This is a genomic window from Emticicia sp. CRIBPO (genome assembly GCF_009905725.1).
Classification (GTDB): Bacteria; Bacteroidota; Bacteroidia; order Cytophagales; family Spirosomataceae; genus Leadbetterella.
Window position 1 is genome coordinate 402,629 of record NZ_JAAAKV010000005.1, and the last position, 19,815, is coordinate 422,443.

The window sequence follows — 19,815 nt, forward strand, 5'->3', positions numbered from 1 at the left end:
ATGCAGTTAACAGCTATAGCCATAGATGACGAACCAAAGGCTTTGGAAGTGGTAGAAATGCACGCTTCCAAAGTGCCTTTTTTACTTTTGAAAGCCACTTTCACAGACGCTTTTGAAGCTTTGAAATACCTGAAAGAAAATAAGGTCGATCTTCTTTTTCTGGACATCAGTATGCCGGATATCTCCGGCATTGAGTTCCTGGGTATTCTCCAGAACAAACCGATGGTAATTTTCACAACGGCTTATTCGGAATATGCTGTCACAGGATTTGAACTCGATGCCATAGATTATCTGATGAAACCCTTTTCCCTGGCCAGGTTTACAAAGGCCTGTCAGAAAACCCTGGAGCTGAAACAGGTGACCGTGAAAGACAAAATGGATTTCCTGTTTCTGAAAACCGGGTATGAGGAAGAGAAAGTGTTTTTTGATGAAATTCTGTATATCAAAGCAGAGGGAAATTACCTGGAGTATGTGGCCCCCAACCGCAAACTGCTGAGCCGCCAGACCATTACGGAAGCCATGGAAAACCTGTCGTCGGAAGAGTTTATCAGGATTCACCGGTCTTATATCGTCCCTATAAAAAAGATTCAAAAGATCAGCCGTCATTCGGTTTGGGTTTCGGGTATCGAAATTCCCATCGGCGTATCTTTTGAATCTAATCTGTCGAAAATAAAATCACAGCTTTTAAGCTGAATGCTTAGATTTTCGGCGGCAATAATTTGTACATAACAGGCGTCACGATCCTGGTCAGGATGAGTGAGGAAATTAACCCACCGATGATCACCAAAGCCAGCGGCGAATACAGTGGCGAATGCTCCATCACCAGGGGAACCAGGCCACCGATGGCCGTCATGGTTGTTAAAACGATCGGAATAAATCTTGTTTCCCCTGCTTTTTCTATGGCCTCATCTATCGTTAAGCCCTCATGTTTTCTCAGGTAATTGGTATAATCTACCAGCAGGATCGAGTTTTTAACCTCGATACCGGCCAGGGCGATGATACCCACCACCGCTGTGAAGGAAAGAGAATTACCCGTCAGGAAGAGGATGCCTACCGCCCCGATAATACCCAAAGGAATTACAGAAAGTACAATGAATGAGCTTTTAAAAGTACGGAATTCGAGAATCAGGATCGCCAGGATACCGAAGATCGTGATGATGATGATGGTTCCGAGTCCCCCGAAAGTTTCCTGCTGACGTTCCAGCTCTCCCGCCGTTTTAATAGAATACCCGGAAGGAATATCGATCTTCGCGAGTTTTTCCTGGAATGCCTGGTTCACAGCAGGGGTAAGGTAGCCATTGGCTACAAAAGAACTCACCGTGGTATATCTTTCCTGGTCATAGTGATTGATTTTATTGGGAGACGTTTCAAAGGCGACTGAGGCCAGTTGAGACAAAGGAATCATGATGCCTGAAGGATTGGCAATGAACATCTTGTCAAAGACCGAAACATCGGGTTTTCCTGTTCTTGGCAGGCCTACATTGATCTGGATATCGTCAGCGTCCTGCGACTTATAACTACCGATATTAATGCCCGAAATACCCATCCTGATGGTACGGTCAATGTCGCTGGTCGGAATGCCCATCAGGCCGGCCTTGTCCTGGTTGATTTTAACCCGCAGGTCCGTATTGATAGCCGACATCGGGTTGTTGACATAAATCGTTCCTTCTGTGGCTTTGTAGGCTTTTTCAACTTTGAAAGCTATCGACCGTAGGCTGTCGAGGTTATCACCGAATATCCTGACACTCAGTGGGGCTTCTACCGGAGGTCCCTGCTCAAACTCGATCACCTGGATTTTTGCACCTGGATATACCTTGAATTTCTTTCTGAGGAGATCGATGAACTCGGTTCTTTCCGGCACTTCAGTGGCTTCCTGGAGCTGTACAAACAGCTGGGCAAAATTGCTGATGGCTCCCCCGGGAGGAATGACGTTGTAGTAAATCCTCGGGTTGCCTTTACCGACATTGGTGGTAAAGTTTTTCACCACTTCGTGTTTTGACAGCTCTGCTTCTACGAACCGGGCTACCTGGTTGGTTTCGGAAATGTTGACACCGATCGGCGTTTCTATATTGATCAGGAACTGTGGTTTTTCGGATTTCGGGAAAACGCTGATACCGATCACAGGGATCAGGGACAAACTGCCGACAAACACTAAAACAGCTATCAAAAGGGTAATGGCCGGATGATTCAATGACCAGTGGAGAATTTTACGGTAAGATCCTTCAATACCCTTCTTCATAAACTGAAGAATAATGTTGCCTTCTTCTTTCTCCTCTTTAGGCATTAAAAGACTGGCCAGGAAAGGGACGATCGTAAAGGAAACGAAAAGCGAAGCCAGTACGGTCGTGATAACCGCCATCGGTAAGCTCCTGATAAACTCTCCCGACGACTCAGGAAGGAAGGTCAGCGGAAGAAAGGCAAATATCAAAGTGGCTGTGCAGCCTACCACCGCCAGTCCGATCTGCTTGGTGGCTTCAATGGCGGCGGTTCTTCTTGAATGCCCTTCCCGGATAAACCTGGAAATGTTTTCAACAACCACAATGGAGTCATCTACGAGCAAACCCAATGCGATCACAAGTCCGACAACAGACAACTGGTTGATTCCGAAACCAAGCAGGTCGAGTGCCGCCAGACCTATAGCCAGTGACAGCGGGATAGAGATCATCACAATAATGGCCGGTCTGATACCCAGCGGGATGAGAGTGATCAGTACCAGGACAATGGCGATGCCAAAATCCCTGGCCAGGCCGAGTAATCTTTTTGAAACGCTATGGGCCTGGTCAAAATTCTTTTCAAATTGTATAGACGCAGGAAGTTTTTTGGCAAACTCATCGATGATCGGGTTGGCCAGCTTGCTGACATCAAAAATGTTGGTGTTTTTCTTCTGAGTGGCCGTAACCAGGATACCTCTTTTGCCGTTCAGTCTGGCTACATAAGTTTCTTCTTCGTAGCCCATCTCTACATCCGCAATGGCAGAAAGATAGGTGACCTGTGTGCCTGATGTGCTGACAATCGTATTCCTGATCTGCTCCAGGTTTTCATAAGAACCAGAGGTTTTAACGTTCAGTTTACGGTTGCCTACTTCGATAGACCCCGCCGGGATGTTGGCATTTTCTGATTGAATGGCCCCGATGACCCGGTTAAGGGGGATCCTGTACTGGGCCATTTTTTCAAGATTCAGCGATATTTTGACCCTTTGTTCGGGATACGCCCAGGTTTCTACGGTTTTAAGTGTTTTTACCTTGAGAAGCTGGTCTTTTAAGTCCTCCGCGTATTCTTTAAGTTCTGCATAAGGGGCGGTTTCAGACATGATGGCACATTGCAGGATACTCACACCTTCAGGGGTATATCTCAGTACATCAATACTGTAAATGTCCTGCGGTAATTTACTCCGGATGGCATTGACTTCTCTCAGTACCTCATTGTATTTTTCTTCCGGGTCGATGGCGTGTTCAAATTCTATCCTGATACTGGCTACGCCGTCATCAGCGGTCGAAATCACTTTTTTGATGTCATCAATGCTGCTAATTTTTTCTTCAATAGGATCCATTACCAGCTTTTCCATATCCGACGAGCTGGTACCGGGATAAACCACGACGATGGAGTTAAACGTGGCTTTCAGCACCGGGTCTTCCGCCTTCGGCATCTGTATCAGGGAGTTGATACCAATAGCGATGATCATCACAAAAATGATGATGGTGAACTGATAGTTTTTAACCGAAAATTCTGCGATTTTCATATATATTTCTTGTCAAAAAGTCCTGGTATAAGATTTTAGGAAGCCTTATTTAGCTACGTTTACTTTGGTATTATCGCTCAGAAAATTGGCCCCTTTCGTAACGATCAGGTCAGATTCGCTGATGCCTGAAAATACCTGGACAGACTGGTCGATGATTTTTCCGATGGTCACCGCTCTTTTGGCAACGGTTTTCGAAGCGTCTGAATACACAAATACATAGGCGTTGCTGCCATTGGCTTCAATCACCGCCGCAATAGGAATCATCAGGCCGCTGGTCTTTGTTTTCGGGCTGATAAAGGCCTTGGCTACAAATCCCGAAATGAGTCTTTCGCCCGATGGCTGCATCTGGAGCTCCACTTCGTAAGTCCCGGTAGCAGGGTTGACGGTCTGGGCAATCTGGGTTACGGTTGCCTTGAATGTTTTTTCCGGATAGGCGTCAAGTGATACTTCGGCCTGGTCGCCGGCAGATACTTTTACCAGGTCTTTATCCGATAATCCCAGGTTCAGCATAAAAGCCGATTCACCTGTGCCCAGGATAATGGCCGGGTTAAACGGTGTGATCAACTCTCCCTGCTCCGCCAGTTTGCGTAGTATTCGTCCCGTTGCCGGGGCATATATTTTCGACAATTTCTGATTAAAAATGGCCGTTTGCAGAGACTGACTGGCCACTTCAAAGCCGGTGGTGGCGTCCTGAACAGTCGTCAGGGTAGTGGCTTCATCGGCAAACAGTTTTTTAGCCCTGTCCAGATCCCTTTCTGATTTCTGAACCCCCAGTCTGGCCTGTTGTACCTGAGCGTCTATTTCGGACAGGTCCAGTTCGGCAAGGAGCTGACCTGCTTTGACGAGCTGGCCTTCTTTGACATACATCTTCCGGATCATGCCCCCTGTTTTGAAAGCCAGCTTAAGTTCTGATTTGGAAGAAAGCACGCCGCTGCCAATGATCTTTTCTCCTATAGATTTCCTTTCAGGATTGGCCAGCGAAACAGTAAGGAGGGATTCTTCTTTGGCGGCTTCTGCGGGTTTTTCTTTTTTACCGCAGGAAACAGCAAATATGATAAGGGTCAGAAATAGAGCTTTGAATTTCATAGAAGTATATGTTCTTATTAGGTTTTGTTATAGTCCTGAGCCTGACCACCTGTCAAGCATTGATTTTTTGACAAGCATGTCATAGCGGGCCAGCGAAACATTGAGTTTGGCCACCATATCATCGTTCTGGGCTTTAAAATATTCAACATAGATGGCCTGCCCGTTTTTATAGCGGCTTTCCACTATTTTCAATACCTTCTCCGTTTTTTCGACACCTACCAGGGCTGATTTCAGCGATTCTTCAGAAGATACAAGATCATAATAGGCCTGGGTGACCTGGAGCTGGACCTGCTGTTTCACTTCTTCGATTTTCGTTTCAAGAATGCTCTTCTGGATTTTCGTTTGCTGCATTTTGTGCTTCTTTTCATATCCGTGATAAAGATCCCATTGCAGGCCTATTTGTGCCAGGGCATATGCCTGGTTCCGGAAAGTATATCCGAATCCCTGGAAACCCGTGCTGCCACCTACAGACAGCTGAGGAAGTTTTGCGTTTTTGGTCTGCATGAGTAAAATCGTCTCATTGACCTTAATACCGCTTTGCAGCTGATTAAACTCCGGCCTGTTGATGAGGGCAGATTGCTTGGACCGCTCCAGGTCTTCCACATGAACAGGAATATTGACCAGGGAGGTATCTGCAATAATATCCGTAGTAAGATCGCGGTTCAGCAGGAAGTTAAAATAGGCTTTGGCCGACTCCCGGTTTTTGCGGAAAACCGAATTCTGCTGATCCAGTTTACTGATCTCATATTCGGTAGACATGACCGCGTCTTTCAGAGCCACATTATTAGCCACCAGTTTCTGATTCAGGACCAGGAATTGGGATAAAACAGTCCTGGACTGATCAATCAGCTTAATGGTTTCAAGTGTCTGCAGATATTGATAGTAGGCGGTTTCAATCGTATATCTCAGCTCATATTTCAGAGCTTTTCTTTTGGCCTCCTCGGTTTGGAGCAGCTCCTTTTGCAGCAGGATATTGTATTTGATATCCGTATTGAAGATAGGATATTGAAAGGTCACTTTGGTCTCATGAAAATTGTTGGGGGCCAGCTGCTGGCTGACATTCTCGACCATCGGGAAATTGGAGCTGGAGGTCAGCTGGTTAAGGGTTTTGTAAACCGGGTTCAGCAAGTCTCCGATCGGGAAATCAAGTTTACGTCCCCCGGCAGCCAGGGTGTAATTGGGAGCAAACGCAATTCTTGGCGAAAGGTTGCTTCTGGCGATGTCAATGTTTTTGACCGCTTTCTCAAATTCGAGGTTTTGTTGTTTCAGGGCCAGGTTGCTTTCAAGTCCCTGCTGCACATAGCTTTGCACAATCCCGGACTGGGCTGCGGCCTGGCCGCCAATACATGTTAAACAGAGGTAAAAGGTTATTTTTTTCATGAGTACTCTTTAGGTATATGGGCTGTTTCTTTTAGGAAACATTTTATAGTATCTGCGTGGTTATTTCATCGTAAAACTGGTCTTCACCATATTGCTCACCGACTTGGCAATGATATCCCCTTTTTCGTTGGTGATCTGACATTCAGCATGAACAATCGTGTTGCCGTTACGGACAATACTTGATTTCACGAGGATTATCTCACCTATTTTGGCGGGGTTCAGAAAGTCGACATTCAGGTTGACAGAAGCATAAAAAGCACCCTTATCCAGGGAATAAACCGTTGCCCCGATCACTTCGTCCATCATGGCAGAAGCTACACCGCCGTGGAGTATCATGGCAGGGTTGGTAAATTCGGGCTTTACTTCAAATTCAAAGCCCAGACTTCCGAATTCTGCACTTACCAGTTTGCCATCCAGCCATTTAGCCAGCAATGAAGGGCTGTTTTCGCCCATCCTGTTACCGATGTTGGCTTTAAAGAATTCAATTATTTTGTTTGTCATTGCCTATTTTACCTAAATGTGTATTATTAAACGCGTTTTCAAATTTTAATCCATAGCCGAATACCCTGTCCATGGCCGAATGAGAAAAAAGAATTACACCAGATAAGAGCAAGATTGGAGATGCTATTGCAATTCCAATGCCATAAATGAATATGGCTAATGCTTTATGGTGAAAAAAATTATAAACCCATGCCCCGGCTTTCGGGTTTATCGTATATCCTATCATGCTAAGGTCCGGTAACAGCAGCAAAGCCGGGAAATACCACCAGGCATAGTCCAGCTGACTGAATAAAATAATGCCGAGAAAGAACTGTCCGGCTTCTTCAAGGGTGATCAAGGTTTTCATGAGGGCTGGGTTTGAGAGATTAAACAAAGGCTTAATTACTGTACTTTCTTTTCATTAAAGAAATCCTTTCAGATATATTATTTCATTTTCTCTCCTAGCTTTCTGACTTTTTCAAGTTCTCTGGCCCTGAATGATTCTTTTGATAACCTCACCGGCCCTATAGAAGTTATTCCGACAGGGGAGATTCCGCAAAATTCGAAAGTCATTCTTTTAAGGGCTTTGTAGCCCGGCCCCCCGTTAAAAATCCTGTAAAACCAGGCCGGCTGGTCCATCGTACATATGATGCGGGCTGTCCTTCCTTTCAGCAGTTTTTTCCACCAGAGCGAGTTTTCTATCTTCTCAAATGCGAATCCTGGCAGGAGAATACGGTCGAAAAAACCCTTCAGCAAAGCCGGAACACCGCCCCACCACAGCGGGTGAACAACGACAATATGTTCTGCCCAGAGAATCTTTTTCTGAGCCGCGATCAGGTCCGGTTCCAGGTTGGTCCTTTTTCTGTACCCATACTCGAGGTTGGGGTTGAATTCCAGATCATAAATGTTGAGTACCTCTATTTCTGCCCCTGCATTTAAAGCTCCGGTCCGGTAGGCATTGGCCAGGGCCTGGCAGTAACTTTCTTTGTCGGGATGGCCCTGGATAAGTAATATCTTTTTCATAAATGTGATTAATTTTTTACTGCGATAAACAGGATACTGGCAAACAGCCAGAGGCATAAAGGGGTATAATAACGGGTGTCAAGTAAGGCAAATGCTGTATTTCTGATCTTTTTAGTCAGTCCGACATACCTGAACTCGCCGATAGCCCTGACCAGGAATATTCCGCTGACGATGTATAAGGCTGTATCTTTGAATCTGTCGATTGGGCTGAAAGAGACTAATCCTGATCCGGTGAGCATCAGAAAAGAAAATACCATGAGGCCAAAAGCCACTGTCAGAGTGGCCAATGCACCGGGTTGAAAAGAGAGTTGTCCTTTCATGTTGCCCGGGATCGCATATGCGGCACCCCATTTACCCCCAAGAGCCCAATAGATATGGATAGCGGAAATCAGGAAAAAAACAAGGGCATTGATAACCGATAAGGTAATAACCATGATTTCTAATGTCTTTTGTATGAAAGAATTAAACCCAGCCCCAAACCGACCAATGAGATTCCGAAAACAGCCACACCTACCCAAAGTATCCAGATCATGCTGTTTGGCTGATTAAGCTGATTGCCGATAGCAGCTGCAAAAAAACCTCCGCTGATCAGAATAGCTGCAAACGGGAAACCGGAACGAAGCATCCATCTGACTCTCTCCTTATATATCGTGTGATCAACAAAAAGAAGTGTAACCAGTGAAAGGATCACCAAAACACCCGCATGGGCATGACCGGCACGGAACATGCTTTTCTGAAAGTCTGTCAGCGGCATATCAAACTGACCGGACAGCACCGATAACAAAAAAGTACCTCCGTAGGCAATGGACGGAACCGTCAGAATGATGATTCCGGCCATTAATTTTGCTTCTCTTGTAATCATAAACTTTTCAAAGTTTGTGAGAATAACTCCAGGGCTCTGATCAACCTCGGAATTCTCTCGGATTCATCAAACATCAGTGTTCTTTTGCGGAGATGTAGCGTAACAAGCCCATGAACGGTCGCCCACACCATCATCGAAAGGTCATCCAAATCGTAGCCTTTGAAATGCCCGGCATCGAGACATCTCTGTACCACGGCTTTCAGCATGCCGAATGCCCTGTTGCCGTCTTCCCAGATGTCGTCGCTACAGGCCAGGGCTTCAATGGGTGAAATCATCAGGAACATCAGGTCATATAATTCCGGATTTTCAAGGCCATACCGGAGGTATTGTTCTCCCATACCGATCAGCTGATCCATGGGGTTTTCAATATAAGCCACCGCTTCAAATGATTTTATAAGCCCGATAAAGGATTCGCTGTGTAAGGCAAAAAGCAGTTCGTTTTTGTCTTTGAAATACAGATAGATGGTACCCGGACTGTATTCTATAGCATCGGCGATGTTACGGATACTTGTTTTTTCGTAACCCTGTTCTAAAAAAAGCTTTCTCGCCGCGTTCAGGATCCTGACACGCATCTCTTCTTTGTCTCTCTCTTTTCTTTCTGTTACGCCCACTGAATGATGATTTTTTAAAGTACACTGCAAATAAAATGAACAGTGTTCATTTTTCAAAATAAAAGAACTGATTTTTTTTAAAGTTTATTTTCAGGGCGTTAAGGGCAGATAAAAAAAGCACCACCTTCAAACCGGAACGGTTCGCTGATGATGCCCCTGGGTTTTAGGTTAATTCGGTTAAATGAAAGTTCTTGTGCCTGAGTAGTTTTCCCTGAATTCCTTTGGGGTTATGTTTTTCTTCTTTTTAAACAGCCGGTTGAAATAAGGAACATTGTTGAATCCGCACTTAAAGGCGATTTCAGCAATGGTTTCTGAGGAATCGATGAGTTTTCTGGCGGCATATCCCAGCCGGATGTCGTTGAGGCTTTCCACGAAGGTTTTTCCCGTCCTTTTCTTGATAAAACGGCTGAAAGATACCTCCGTCATGCCCGCAATCTTAGCCACGTCGGTCAGCGACACATCTTTATTATAGCTTGACCGCATATATTCAAACACCTTCTCTATTCTTCTGCTGTTGTAAGTGATCTGTTCCCCTGCAAATGTGGCATTGGATAAAAGCTTCATTTGTTTTGAGATGGAGAGATCGTGCAGGATGGAGATCAGTTCCAGCACAGAGTCGAAACCCGTTTTGGTGGTGAGGTCGATAATTCTCTTTTTGACGGCAAGGGTGGTTTCTTTTGAAAACAGGATGCCTTTCGAAGATCTTTCGAGCAGGTTTTTAAGGAAATACAGCTGGTTTCGGCGGAGGAAGTTTTCCTCAAACAGGTCCTTGTGAAACTGGATGGTGATCTCAGTGATCTTTTCCTGGCCATTCGTGTATTTATAATTGTTAGTCAGCCAACCGTGTGGTAAATTACTGCCTACCAGCACCAGCTCTACGTCATCTATCTCTTGGCTATGGTCTCCTATGACTCTTTTTACGCCTTTTCCATTGAGGATAAAGTTCAGTTCATATTCCTCATGATAATGAATAGGGAAATCAAACTCCGTTTTTTTTCTGGAGAAGAAGGTAAAGCAATCGTATGGAGTCAGAGGCGTGATTTCATTGTAAATCTGGCTCATTGAGGTTAGAAAGAGATAAATTTGTACTAAGGGATAACAAAATAGTATAATATTGCTTTTTTTAGAAATAGTTTACTATTACAGATATATTATTAAGATAATTAAACAATGCTACGAATTAATATTTAAATATCTTGAAAAAAGGGATAATAAATTTATGTACTTGAAATAATTTATCTATAAAAAGATAAAATAGTGTTATATCTGTGCTAAAAAGTTTAGCGTATTTTGTACTTTGATTATTTCAATAACTATTTATATTATTCCTATGTATAAAAAATTTATCTCAACCTTAGCCTTACTTTTTGGAATAATTTTCACGACTTATTCTCAGACAAAAACTGTTACAGGTACTGTGACAGACAACGCAGGTGAGGCTCTGCCGGGTGTAAGTGTCCTTGTCAAAGGAACATCAAGCGGAACGGCTTCTGATGCTAAAGGAAATTTCAGCATCGGGGTGCCTTCTAAATCCAGCACGCTGGTTTTCAGCTTTGTAGGTATGGTTTCCAAAGAAGTGGTCGTGGGAAGCCAGTCTAAGATCAATGTGACGCTTTCGGCAGACGAAAACATGCTGGAAGATATTGTGGTGGTGGCCTATGGTACACAGAAGAAAAGGGACCTGACAGGGGCTGTGGCTTCGGTCAATACCAAGGAAATGCTTCAGGCTGTGCCTACCAACATCAGCCAGGGTTTACAGGGCCGTCTGGCCGGCGTCCTGGTTCAGAAAAACGACGGTGCTCCGGGTGGAGGGGTTAACATCCAGATCAGGGGAACCAACTCTTTTTCAAGTAACACCCAGCCCTTGTATGTGATTGACGGTATTCCGTTTACCTCGGGTGGCGGTGCGTCCAACAGCATTGCCGGTGTCGGCACAGATGCTTCCCAGCAAAATGCCAACCCGCTTAACTTCCTGAATCCCCAGGACATTGAGGCCATTGAAGTCTTGAAAGATGCTTCTGCAACGGCTCTTTATGGTTCAAGGGGATCCAATGGTGTGGTTTTGATTACCACTAAAAAAGGGTCGTTTGAAGGAAGGAATATTGTGGAATTTACCTCTAATTTCAGCATGTCGAAGGTTTCGAAAACCATCCCGATGATGAATGCATACCAGTATGCCACATATCAGAATGAGGCGACCCTGAATGCACAGATTTATGAAAATACAGTTTTTGAGCGTCTGCCTTATCCGGGCATATACCTTTCGGATACGGTCTGGGTTGATCCGGCTACCAGGGCAAATATCCAAAGCATCAACAAATACTATCTGCCTTCTCCAGACGATTACCGCAAAGGAATCACCGGCAATCTGCAGAACAATATTGCTGTCGAAAACTTCACAGGAACCGACTGGCAGGACCTGATTTTCCAGTCGGCCCCGTCACAGGATTATACCCTGAGTTTTCACGGTGCCACCAAAGAGGGTGGATACTCGGTATCGGCCAACGTCCTGAATCAGAACGGTATCATTGTCAATTCCAATTATAAAAGATATAGCATGCGGGCAAACGTCTACCGGACGTTCAACAAATGGCTGACGATCAATACCAACAATAACTTCACAAGAGGCGAGAACAACTCAGTACCGACTTCTTCGGGTAGTGGTTCCGGTTCGTCGCTTCAGGGTATCCTGAGAACGGCCCTTTTGTACCTGCCTACAACCCCGAATTTTGAACCGACTACCAATGTGCAGCAGAACGACCAGGTGTCGTGGTTGTTTGCGAACCCGTATTTCTATACCAGGGACCTGAAAAACCAGTTGTTTTCCAACAATATTTTCTCGTCGAGTTATGCCGAAGCCAAGATTTTACCAAGTCTTAAATTCCGTCAGAATGTAGGGTTTAACTACAGCGGAAATGAAAGGGCATTGTATTACGGCAGGTTATTGTCGGAAGGCCGTGAGCCGAGAAACGGTGTGGCAGGTAACAACAAAAATACCTGGTATGCAACAACTTTGGAGTCTTTACTGACTTATGACAAAACATTCGGAGACCACAGCGTCGTGGCTTTGGGTGGTTTTACAAGAGAGTTCTGGACTTCCAATTACATGAACGTTTCGGCATCCCAGTTTGACGATGACCTGACCCGTGACTTTAATTTCCAGAGAGCAAAACAAAGTACTTACCAGATACAGAACGGTCAGTCGAAGGGTGGGCTGATGTCGTTCCTGGGCAGGGTAAACTATAACTACAAAAGCAAATACCTGGCGACTTTATCTTATCGTCGTGACGGAACAACCGCTTTTGCAGCCAACAACAAATGGGCTAATTTTTATTCAGGAGCATTGGCCTGGCGTCTGTCGGATGAGAAATTTATCCGCAGCCTCAATTTCTTCGATGACCTGAAAGTGAGATTGGGTTACGGTCAGATCGGTAACCAGTCGATCGGGCCATACACCACCCTTGACAGGCTGGAGCCGCTTCAGGGCGTATTGAATGGCGTACAGGTCAATGGTTTTGTAGAAGGCTACAGACCTGGTAACCCTAATTTGCTTTGGGAAACCACCCACCAGTACAATGCCGGGCTTGATGCCGCTTTTTTTCAGAACAGGGTTAACGTAACACTGGATGTTTATTCTAAAAAGACTGTCGATTTGCTGACAGAAGAGCAAACACCTCCGAGTTCAGGATTCCCGGTTAAATATGTCAATGCGGCTTTTGTGACCAACAAAGGGGTTGAATTGTCAGCCAGCGTGAAAGTATTCCAACCTGCCAATGCCCTGCAGTGGGATATTTCAGGAAACATCAGTACGAATAAAAATGAGATCGGCGGGCTGGGCTCAGACCAGTATGCCAGCAATCTTTACTACAACGTCAGCAGGACCTTCCTGAGAAGAGACGGGCTGCCTATCGGAACGATTATTGGTTATAAGACAGATGGATTCTATGACAATATTGCCGAAGTAAAAGCAGATCCTTCGAAAGCTAATTTAAGCGATGCAGCACAGAAAGAACTATTGGGGGAAGTTAAAATTCTTAACCTTGACGACGACCCTACACAGATCAACGAAAATGACCGTGCGATCATCGGGAACACCAATCCTAAGTTTGTATATGGCCTTAACAACTCTTTCAGATACAGGAATTTTACGGCCAGCTTCTTTATCCAGGGTGTTTACGGCAACGACATTTTAAATGCCAACCTTTTCGATATGCACATCGGGGATGTGAGAAACGGCCTTGAAGATGCCTTCCTTTACCGCTGGACACCGGAAAATCCGAGCATAGCCAAATATCCTAAACCATGGAATACCCAGCGTCGTGACAGACGTATTACAGACAGGGACATCGAAGACGGATCTTATATCAGGCTGAAAAATGTCAGTGTGGGTTACACTTTGAATAACCCTGTGAAAGGGCTTGGTTCGATCTATATTTATGCCAATGCCAGCAACTTGTGGACTTTAACGAATTACAGCTGGTATGATCCGGATGTAAACGGTTTGGGTGGTAATGGTGGCAGAAGCGGGGTAGATTTTAACTCCTACCCGAATGCCAAAAGCTACAATGTTGGTATAAAATTAACCCTTTGATCAAAACATTAAATTTAGGAAAGATGAAAAAACTGGTTTTTATAAGCTTTTTATTAGGGGGGATATTCGGGGCTACTTCGTGTGAAGACGCCCTGCAGGAAGAAGTATTTGACTTCCTTTCCCCTTCAGCCCTTGAAAATAGTCCGGAGGGTGCCAACTTTATTTTGCAGGGGGTTTATTCTACCCTGAACTCTGAAGTTTTTCAGTATGATGTGATGAACCGTTTCGGAAACATGGACGAAGACCACGTAACCGGGCCTACCTGGATTCTTGGGGGTATCGGTTCAGGAAACTTCACCATTCCCGGAGAAGCTTATATCAGGGAAAGGACCTGGGGCGGTTATTACAAAATGGTACACCGTGCCAATGTCGGTATTGAAGCTGTAGAAAAAATGACTTTTGATGAAGAACGCCGCAAAGACTTTATGGGACATTTCCAGTTTCTTAAAGCCTATGCTTACTTCAAACTGGTGACACTTTACGGCAAAATCCCTTTGATGGACAAATCCCTTGGAGCCGGTGCGGATTCTCAGCAGCCACGTCAGGACCTTCAGAAAGTGTATACCGAAATCATCGACCTGCTTAAAAAGGCCGAAGGTAATTTATATAAAAGAAACAACCCGAATTTTGTAACAGGCAGAATCAGTAAAGGAGGAGCCAGTGCCCTGCTGGTGAAAGTTTACTCGACGATCGCTGCGTCTTCACTGGCCAATGCCCAGGTGACTTTCCATGGCGGACCTGCCAGGAATCCGGATGCGAGTCTGAAAGCCACACCCAATGAGATTACGGTGACTAAGAAAGTGGTAGCCGGTTATGAAGTGTTTAATTCGGCAGAATATTTTAAACTGGCCAGGGACAAGGCCAAAGAAGTGATGCAGGGCGGAGAATTTGTACTTTTTCCAACTTTTATGGAAAACTGGACCGTCGCAAACAGAAATAAAGGAGAGCACATCTGGATGTTGCAGGCCCTGACCAACGGCAACAACGGAACGGCCTCAGGAACAAACAACTGGTATCTCGGATACATGAATGCCGCAGGCGAAATTGCCAACGGCCGTTGGGTGGGTTGCCGTGACCACTGGTATGAACTTTTCGAGGACGATAAGGATGAGCGTGTGGTCAAAGGTGTGATGCACAGATGGAACCAGTGGGGCTCTATCAATTATTATCCGCCTAAACATGCCGCTAAAGTGGCCGCCAAAGATCCGCTTTACGGCTATACGGGAGCTGAAACCTATTATGCAGACCGCGTTGATTTTTACAAAGCCCATCTGACCAAATTCGGAGCGGTGAGCGATAACAAAACCGACAGGGATGATTTCCACTTCCCGCTTTTGAGATATGCCGACATCGTGTTATTGTATGCTGAAGCTGAAAACGAAGTAAACGGAGGACCAAATGCCGAAGCTTATGCCGCCCTGAACAGCATCCGTAAACGCAGCAAGGCTTCTGAAGTTTCAGGATTGAACCAGCAGAGATTCAGATCATTTGTGATTGAAGAAAGGGCCAGAGAACTGGCATTGGAACAAAACAGGAGATGGGACCTGATCCGCTGGGGCATTTACCTGGATGCGATGAACGCCATTGGTGTGGACGAAAACAACATCACCAAGCGTCGTGAAGAGAAAAACCTGCTGATGCCGGTACCTGAGCAGGAAATCATCACCAATAAAAACTTCGGACCTCAGAATCCGGGATGGTAAAAATCATTCTAAAATTTCAAAATCATGAAAAGATCATTCAATAAAATATTTTTCAGCTTAGCGGCTCTTTCCCTGATGACCTCTGTCTTCATCACCGGTTGCAGGAAAGAAGACGAAGAAAATCCCTCGGCCAATTGTAACGGCTCACCGGCGATCTCTTCCGTAACTACGCCTACCAATCGAAAGGCGGATATCAAAGGAGCGAAACTGGATGACTGGGTTATTCTGAAAGGGACCAACCTTTGCAGCATCAGCAAGATCACCGTCAATAATATCGAGGTGAGCATCAAAGAGGCTTATGTCACAGGCAATGAAATCACTTTCAAAATCCCTAAGGAAGTGCCCAAAGAAGTGACCAACCAGATTGTTGTATCCGGATCAGACGGGCAGGCTAAGGTTGATTTCACGGTTTACATGGCTCCGTTGCTTCTTTACGGCTATGGAGGACCAACGGAAGAGTTTACCCCAGCCGGGCAGAATCTCATCATAAAAGCCAAAAATCTTGACCTTTACGGATTTACTCAGGCCAATACGACGGTTAAATTCGGTGCCGTCGAAGCCAAGCCTACTAAACTGACCGCCGAGGAAATCCATGTGGTAGTACCTGCCAACCTGGGCGAAAATACAGCCGTTGTAGTCTCAAACGGAGCCACAACCCAGGAAGTGGCGGTCAAGTACAAAGACATGAGGCATGTTATTTACTCAATGGATAACGGCATCAGCAGCTGGACGGGAATCGGGGTGGTAAACGGCCCGACTCCTGCACCGATTGACCGTAACTATGCGGTAGCAGCAGGGGCTTATGCAGGAGAGTGGAGCTGGAGTGAAATCTTCCACTTTGCCAACAACCAGCCTTTGAAAAACTACGGGATTACTGCCGGAGACGTAAAAAGGTACCAGGTTAAGTTTGAGATCAATGTCCCGAAAGACTGGACTTCCAATCCCCTGAGGATCTGGTACAGACCGGCACAGGGAACATGGAATTATAATTTCCCATGGGGAGCAGATGCTTCTTCAGGAGCGGCCTTCAAAACCTCCGGGTGGCAGACCGTCACCATTCCTCTTTCTGACTTTATGTTCAGTGAAGGAGATGCCGGAGATAAAAAAGGCACGAAAGTTAAGGAGTTGTTAGAATCAGACCTGATTGATTACAAAGAAGTGAGAATCTTTATTCAGGGACCCGACAAAAAAGAAATGACGGTTTACTGGGATAATTTCAGGATTGTTCCCGTGCCTGTCCTCGAATAAAAAGACACTTGGTTAGTGATTATTCAGGTTAGTAAAATTTTCGAAACTAATATTGGGGCGGGATTCTTTTCCCGTCCCAATTTTCAACACAAAACCAATAGCAATGAACCTTCCAAACACAAGCATTACCGGGGTCAGAACATTTTCCTGTTTTGTTTTATGCCTGCTTTCCCTTGTTGTAAAGGCACAAACCGACCCCCAAGCCACCAAAGAAACCAAAGCCCTTTATCGAAACCTGATCAAAAACCAGGGGAAAGGCGTTATGTTCGGTCACCAGGATGCTTTGGCTTACGGGCTGAATGAAGATGGCAGCCGATGGACAGGCGGTAGCGATAAGTCTGACGTAAAAACCATTTCAGGGCAGCATCCTGCCGTGATCGGCTGGGACCTGGGTCACCTGGAACTGGATAAGCCTGCCAACCTTGATAATGTTCCCTTTAAAGAGATGCGGAGACTGACCATTGAACACTATGCCAAGGGCGGTGTCATTACGTTCAGCTGGCATCCGAATAATCCGCTTGATCCCTCAAAAACGACCTGGGACAAAGTTGATTTTACGATCAGGAATATCCTGAACGATCCCGCTAAAACAGACAATTACAAGAAATGGCTCGACAAGCTCGCTGTCTTTTTTAACAGCTTAAAAGACCCTCACGGCACCGCCGTTCCGGTCATTTTCAGGCCTTATCATGAGCACACAGGTTCCTGGTTCTGGTGGGGAGCCGGCCATTGCACCCCTGCAGAGTATAAAAAATTCTGGGAACTCACCGTCAATTATCTGCGGAAAGAAAAGCAGGTGCATCATTTGCTGATCGCCTATTCCACCGACAGCTTCACTTCCAAAGAACATTATCTCGAAAGATACCCGGGCAATCATTTTGTTGATTTGCTTGGTTTTGATCTTTACCATCGCAATGCTCCTGCCAGTAATGCTTCGTTCAAAGCCGATTTTGGCAGGATGGTAAAAACGCTTGAAGAAATAGCCGCCGAAAACAACAAACCCTGCATTGTTTCTGAAATGGGCATTGAAAAAGTGACCGAAGCCGACTGGTGGACCAACATCGTTTTACCTGTCGTGAAAGACAGCAGATTGTCTTACTTCCTCGTTTGGAGAAACGGTCGCCCCGACCATTACTATGCTCCATACAAAGGCCAGAAAAGCGAAAAGGATTTCCTTAAAATGATTGGCACGGGCAAAGTGCTGCTTCTGGATAAGACAACTAAACTGAAACTATATAAATAAGTCCGGATGAAAATACAACTATTAGATATTACAGTCATTATCTTATACCTGGTCGTGGTTTCGGTTATTGGTATAGTGATGAAAAAGCAAGCCGAAAGAAGTAAAAACGATTATATGCTGGGGGGCAAGTCGATGCCCTACTGGATGCTTGGTGTTTCCAATGCTTCCGGTATGTTTGATATTTCCGGTACCGCCTGGATGGTGGCCATTATGTTCATTTATGGGGTAAAAAGTATCTGGCTGCCCTGGCTATGGCCTGTTTTTAACCAGATTTTCATGATGGTCTACCTGTCTGTCTGGCTGAGGCGGTCTAATGTTTCCACCGGGGCTGAGTGGATGCTGACCCGCTTCGGTTCAAAGCATGACGCCCGTTTGTCTCATAAAATTATCATCGCTTTTGCCCTTTTGTGCTGTCTGGGTTTTATGGCCTACGGATTTATAGGCCTGGGAAAGTTTCTCGAGATTTTCATTCCATGGCAGGTGGTTCAGCCTTACCTCATGTTTGACCTGGCCCCCGAATATGTGGCTCATTTTTACGGAATCATCTTTACCCTCTTCACTGTTTTCTATTCTCTTTTGGGCGGAATGAAAAGCATTGTGTGGGCAGACCTGATCCATTATGTGATTATGGTATTCGTATCGGTGGCTGTGGCTGTTATAGCAATGAACGCCCTGTCTGGTCATAACCTGCCTGTTCCGGGTGGATGGCAGGACCTCTTTTTCGGGAAAGACCTCGGATTGGACTGGACCGGTTACCTGGAAGAGGTGAATGTGAAAATCAAAAGTGACGGCTTTTCTCCGTTCGGTTATTTTTTTGCCCTCATGACCGCCAAGGGAATCCTGGCCAGCCTGGCCGGACCTGCTCCGAACTACGATATGCAGAAGATACTGTCGACGAAATCGCCCAGGGAAGCGGCTATGATGAGCATGATTGTGAATGTGGTTTTATTGCCTACCCGGTATCTGCTCATTATCGGGGTGACGGTTCTCGGGCTTATTTTTTACAAAGACCTGAACATTGCCGGAGTTTCCGGTCCGGACTTTGAGCGTCTGCTGCCGGCGGTTCTCAACGCCCACATACCTTCAGGCTTGCTCGGACTCATACTTGTGGGTCTGATGGGAGCATTCATGGGTACTTTTGCCGGTACTTTTAATGCCGCCCAGGCCTATCTGGTCAATGATATCTACCTGAAATCCATCAATCCCAACGCTACCAACAAGCAGATTTCAAGGATGAATTACTCTCTCGGTCTGGCGGTGGTGGTTATCAGCATTACCCTGGGCCTTTTTGCCAAAGACGTCAACAGTGTTTTGCAGTGGATAGTAGGAGCCTTGTATGGTGGCTATGTGGCTGCCAATGTGCTGAAATGGCACTGGTGGAGATTTAACGGCACCGGGTTTTTCTGGGGAATGCTGGCCGGTATTCTTTCTGCGATGATTTTACCTTATATTTACCAGGATACCTTGCCGCTTTATTATTTCCCTTTAATCCTTCTTTTATCTGTCATCGGGTCAGTGGCGGGTTCTTTGCTGAGCCCCCCGACAGACATGGAAGTGCTGAAAAAGTTTTACAGGAATGTCAGGCCGTGGGGATTCTGGGGGCCGGTGGACGAAGCCGTTAAAAAAGAAGACCCTGCATTTGAAACCAATAAAAGTTTCGGGCTGGATATGTTCAATGTACTCATCGGAACGGTCGGGCAAACCGCCATTACCGCTTTACCCGTATTTATTGTACTGATGATGCCCGGCCAGGGTTTTTTAACAGCCGGAGTATTGCTGGTATGTGTATTTATTCTCTGGAAAACCTGGTATAAGAAACTCCCGTCAGAGTAAAAATGACGACAAAATA

Annotated in this window: 15 protein-coding genes and 1 pseudogene; 6 read left to right on the top strand and 10 right to left on the bottom strand. The window is 45.6% G+C overall.

Annotation, left to right across the window (positions count from 1 at the left end; all coding sequences use genetic code 11):
* The gene (locus GVN16_RS13050) at positions 1 to 693 is read left to right on the top strand and encodes a LytTR family DNA-binding domain-containing protein (protein ID WP_166564333.1); all 693 of its coding nucleotides are present in this window, start codon (positions 1 to 3) and stop codon (positions 691 to 693) included.
* A gap of 4 nt (positions 694 to 697) precedes the next feature.
* Here GVN16_RS13050 and GVN16_RS13055 read toward each other — a convergent pair whose 3' ends face one another.
* The 10 genes and pseudogenes from GVN16_RS13055 to GVN16_RS13100 form a co-directional block, all read right to left on the bottom strand.
* A complete protein-coding gene (locus GVN16_RS13055; protein ID WP_166564334.1) occupies positions 698 to 3,739 on the bottom strand; it encodes an efflux RND transporter permease subunit in 3,042 nt (1,013 codons plus the stop codon).
* Positions 3,740 to 3,784: 45 nt separating this feature from the next.
* Positions 3,785 to 4,825, bottom strand: coding sequence for an efflux RND transporter periplasmic adaptor subunit (locus tag GVN16_RS13060; protein WP_166564335.1), 1,041 nt, complete (start codon positions 4,823 to 4,825; stop codon positions 3,785 to 3,787).
* 27 nt (positions 4,826 to 4,852) lie between these two features.
* Entirely contained in the window at positions 4,853 to 6,205 is a 1,353-nt protein-coding gene (locus GVN16_RS13065; protein WP_166564336.1) for a TolC family protein, read from the bottom strand.
* 60 nt (positions 6,206 to 6,265) lie between these two features.
* Positions 6,266 to 6,706 (bottom strand): PaaI family thioesterase, encoded by a 441-nt coding sequence (locus tag GVN16_RS13070; protein ID WP_166564337.1) that lies wholly within the window; start codon positions 6,704 to 6,706, stop codon positions 6,266 to 6,268.
* The gene (locus GVN16_RS13075) at positions 6,687 to 7,052 is read right to left on the bottom strand and encodes a DUF4260 domain-containing protein (RefSeq protein ID WP_166564338.1); all 366 of its coding nucleotides are present in this window, start codon (positions 7,050 to 7,052) and stop codon (positions 6,687 to 6,689) included. The genes GVN16_RS13070 and GVN16_RS13075 overlap by 20 nt, the downstream gene beginning before the upstream one ends.
* Before the next feature lie 77 nt (positions 7,053 to 7,129).
* Positions 7,130 to 7,708: an NAD(P)H-dependent oxidoreductase gene (locus GVN16_RS13080; protein WP_166564339.1), complete on the bottom strand. Its 579-nt coding sequence runs from the start codon at positions 7,706 to 7,708 to the stop codon at positions 7,130 to 7,132.
* Positions 7,709 to 7,716: 8 nt separating this feature from the next.
* Positions 7,717 to 8,046: pseudogene (locus GVN16_RS13085) on the bottom strand (DUF3995 domain-containing protein); the annotation flags it as partial.
* Between the two features lie 101 nt (positions 8,047 to 8,147).
* Complete coding sequence (locus GVN16_RS13090; protein WP_205748852.1) at positions 8,148 to 8,570, bottom strand: hypothetical protein; 423 nt, start codon at positions 8,568 to 8,570, stop codon at positions 8,148 to 8,150.
* A complete protein-coding gene (locus GVN16_RS13095; protein WP_166564341.1) occupies positions 8,567 to 9,181 on the bottom strand; it encodes a TetR/AcrR family transcriptional regulator in 615 nt (204 codons plus the stop codon). Before GVN16_RS13095 ends, GVN16_RS13090 begins: the two co-directional genes overlap by 4 nt.
* Positions 9,182 to 9,358: 177 nt before the next feature.
* Positions 9,359 to 10,243, bottom strand: coding sequence for an AraC family transcriptional regulator (locus GVN16_RS13100; protein ID WP_166564342.1), 885 nt, complete (start codon positions 10,241 to 10,243; stop codon positions 9,359 to 9,361).
* A gap of 268 nt (positions 10,244 to 10,511) precedes the next feature.
* Between GVN16_RS13100 and GVN16_RS13105 the strand changes: the two genes are divergently transcribed.
* The 5 genes from GVN16_RS13105 (at position 10,512) to GVN16_RS13125 (ending at position 19,799) form a co-directional block, all read left to right on the top strand.
* Entirely contained in the window at positions 10,512 to 13,772 is a 3,261-nt protein-coding gene (locus GVN16_RS13105) for a TonB-dependent receptor (protein WP_229244148.1), read from the top strand.
* 23 nt (positions 13,773 to 13,795) lie between these two features.
* Positions 13,796 to 15,475: a RagB/SusD family nutrient uptake outer membrane protein gene (locus GVN16_RS13110; RefSeq protein WP_166564344.1), complete on the top strand. Its 1,680-nt coding sequence runs from the start codon at positions 13,796 to 13,798 to the stop codon at positions 15,473 to 15,475.
* A gap of 24 nt (positions 15,476 to 15,499) precedes the next feature.
* The gene (locus tag GVN16_RS13115) at positions 15,500 to 16,723 is read left to right on the top strand and encodes a glycan-binding surface protein (RefSeq protein ID WP_166564345.1); all 1,224 of its coding nucleotides are present in this window, start codon (positions 15,500 to 15,502) and stop codon (positions 16,721 to 16,723) included.
* A 103-nt stretch (positions 16,724 to 16,826) separates the two neighbouring features.
* Positions 16,827 to 17,966, top strand: a complete 1,140-nt coding sequence (locus GVN16_RS13120) for a glycoside hydrolase family 26 protein (protein ID WP_166564346.1) — start codon at positions 16,827 to 16,829, stop codon at positions 17,964 to 17,966.
* A 6-nt stretch (positions 17,967 to 17,972) separates the two neighbouring features.
* Positions 17,973 to 19,799 (top strand): sodium:solute symporter family protein, encoded by a 1,827-nt coding sequence (locus GVN16_RS13125; protein WP_166564347.1) that lies wholly within the window; start codon positions 17,973 to 17,975, stop codon positions 19,797 to 19,799.
* Positions 19,800 to 19,815 lie beyond the last annotated feature (16 nt).

Excerpts from the sequence above, each read along its gene's own strand:
- GVN16_RS13050 (WP_166564333.1), top strand. The coding sequence starts at position 1 with ATGCAGTTAACAGCTATAGCCATAGATGACGAACCAAAGGCTTTGGAA.
- GVN16_RS13055 (WP_166564334.1), bottom strand. The coding sequence starts at position 3,739 with ATGAAAATCGCAGAATTTTCGGTTAAAAACTATCAGTTCACCATCATC.
- GVN16_RS13060 (WP_166564335.1), bottom strand. The coding sequence starts at position 4,825 with ATGAAATTCAAAGCTCTATTTCTGACCCTTATCATATTTGCTGTTTCC.
- GVN16_RS13065 (WP_166564336.1), bottom strand. The coding sequence starts at position 6,205 with ATGAAAAAAATAACCTTTTACCTCTGTTTAACATGTATTGGCGGCCAG.
- GVN16_RS13070 (WP_166564337.1), bottom strand. The coding sequence starts at position 6,706 with ATGACAAACAAAATAATTGAATTCTTTAAAGCCAACATCGGTAACAGG.
- GVN16_RS13075 (WP_166564338.1), bottom strand. The coding sequence starts at position 7,052 with ATGAAAACCTTGATCACCCTTGAAGAAGCCGGACAGTTCTTTCTCGGC.
- GVN16_RS13080 (WP_166564339.1), bottom strand. The coding sequence starts at position 7,708 with ATGAAAAAGATATTACTTATCCAGGGCCATCCCGACAAAGAAAGTTAC.
- GVN16_RS13090 (WP_205748852.1), bottom strand. The coding sequence starts at position 8,570 with ATGATTACAAGAGAAGCAAAATTAATGGCCGGAATCATCATTCTGACG.
- GVN16_RS13100 (WP_166564342.1), bottom strand. The coding sequence starts at position 10,243 with ATGAGCCAGATTTACAATGAAATCACGCCTCTGACTCCATACGATTGC.
- GVN16_RS13105 (WP_229244148.1), top strand. The coding sequence starts at position 10,512 with ATGTATAAAAAATTTATCTCAACCTTAGCCTTACTTTTTGGAATAATT.
- GVN16_RS13110 (WP_166564344.1), top strand. The coding sequence starts at position 13,796 with ATGAAAAAACTGGTTTTTATAAGCTTTTTATTAGGGGGGATATTCGGG.
- GVN16_RS13115 (WP_166564345.1), top strand. The coding sequence starts at position 15,500 with ATGAAAAGATCATTCAATAAAATATTTTTCAGCTTAGCGGCTCTTTCC.
- GVN16_RS13120 (WP_166564346.1), top strand. The coding sequence starts at position 16,827 with ATGAACCTTCCAAACACAAGCATTACCGGGGTCAGAACATTTTCCTGT.
- GVN16_RS13125 (WP_166564347.1), top strand. The coding sequence starts at position 17,973 with ATGAAAATACAACTATTAGATATTACAGTCATTATCTTATACCTGGTC.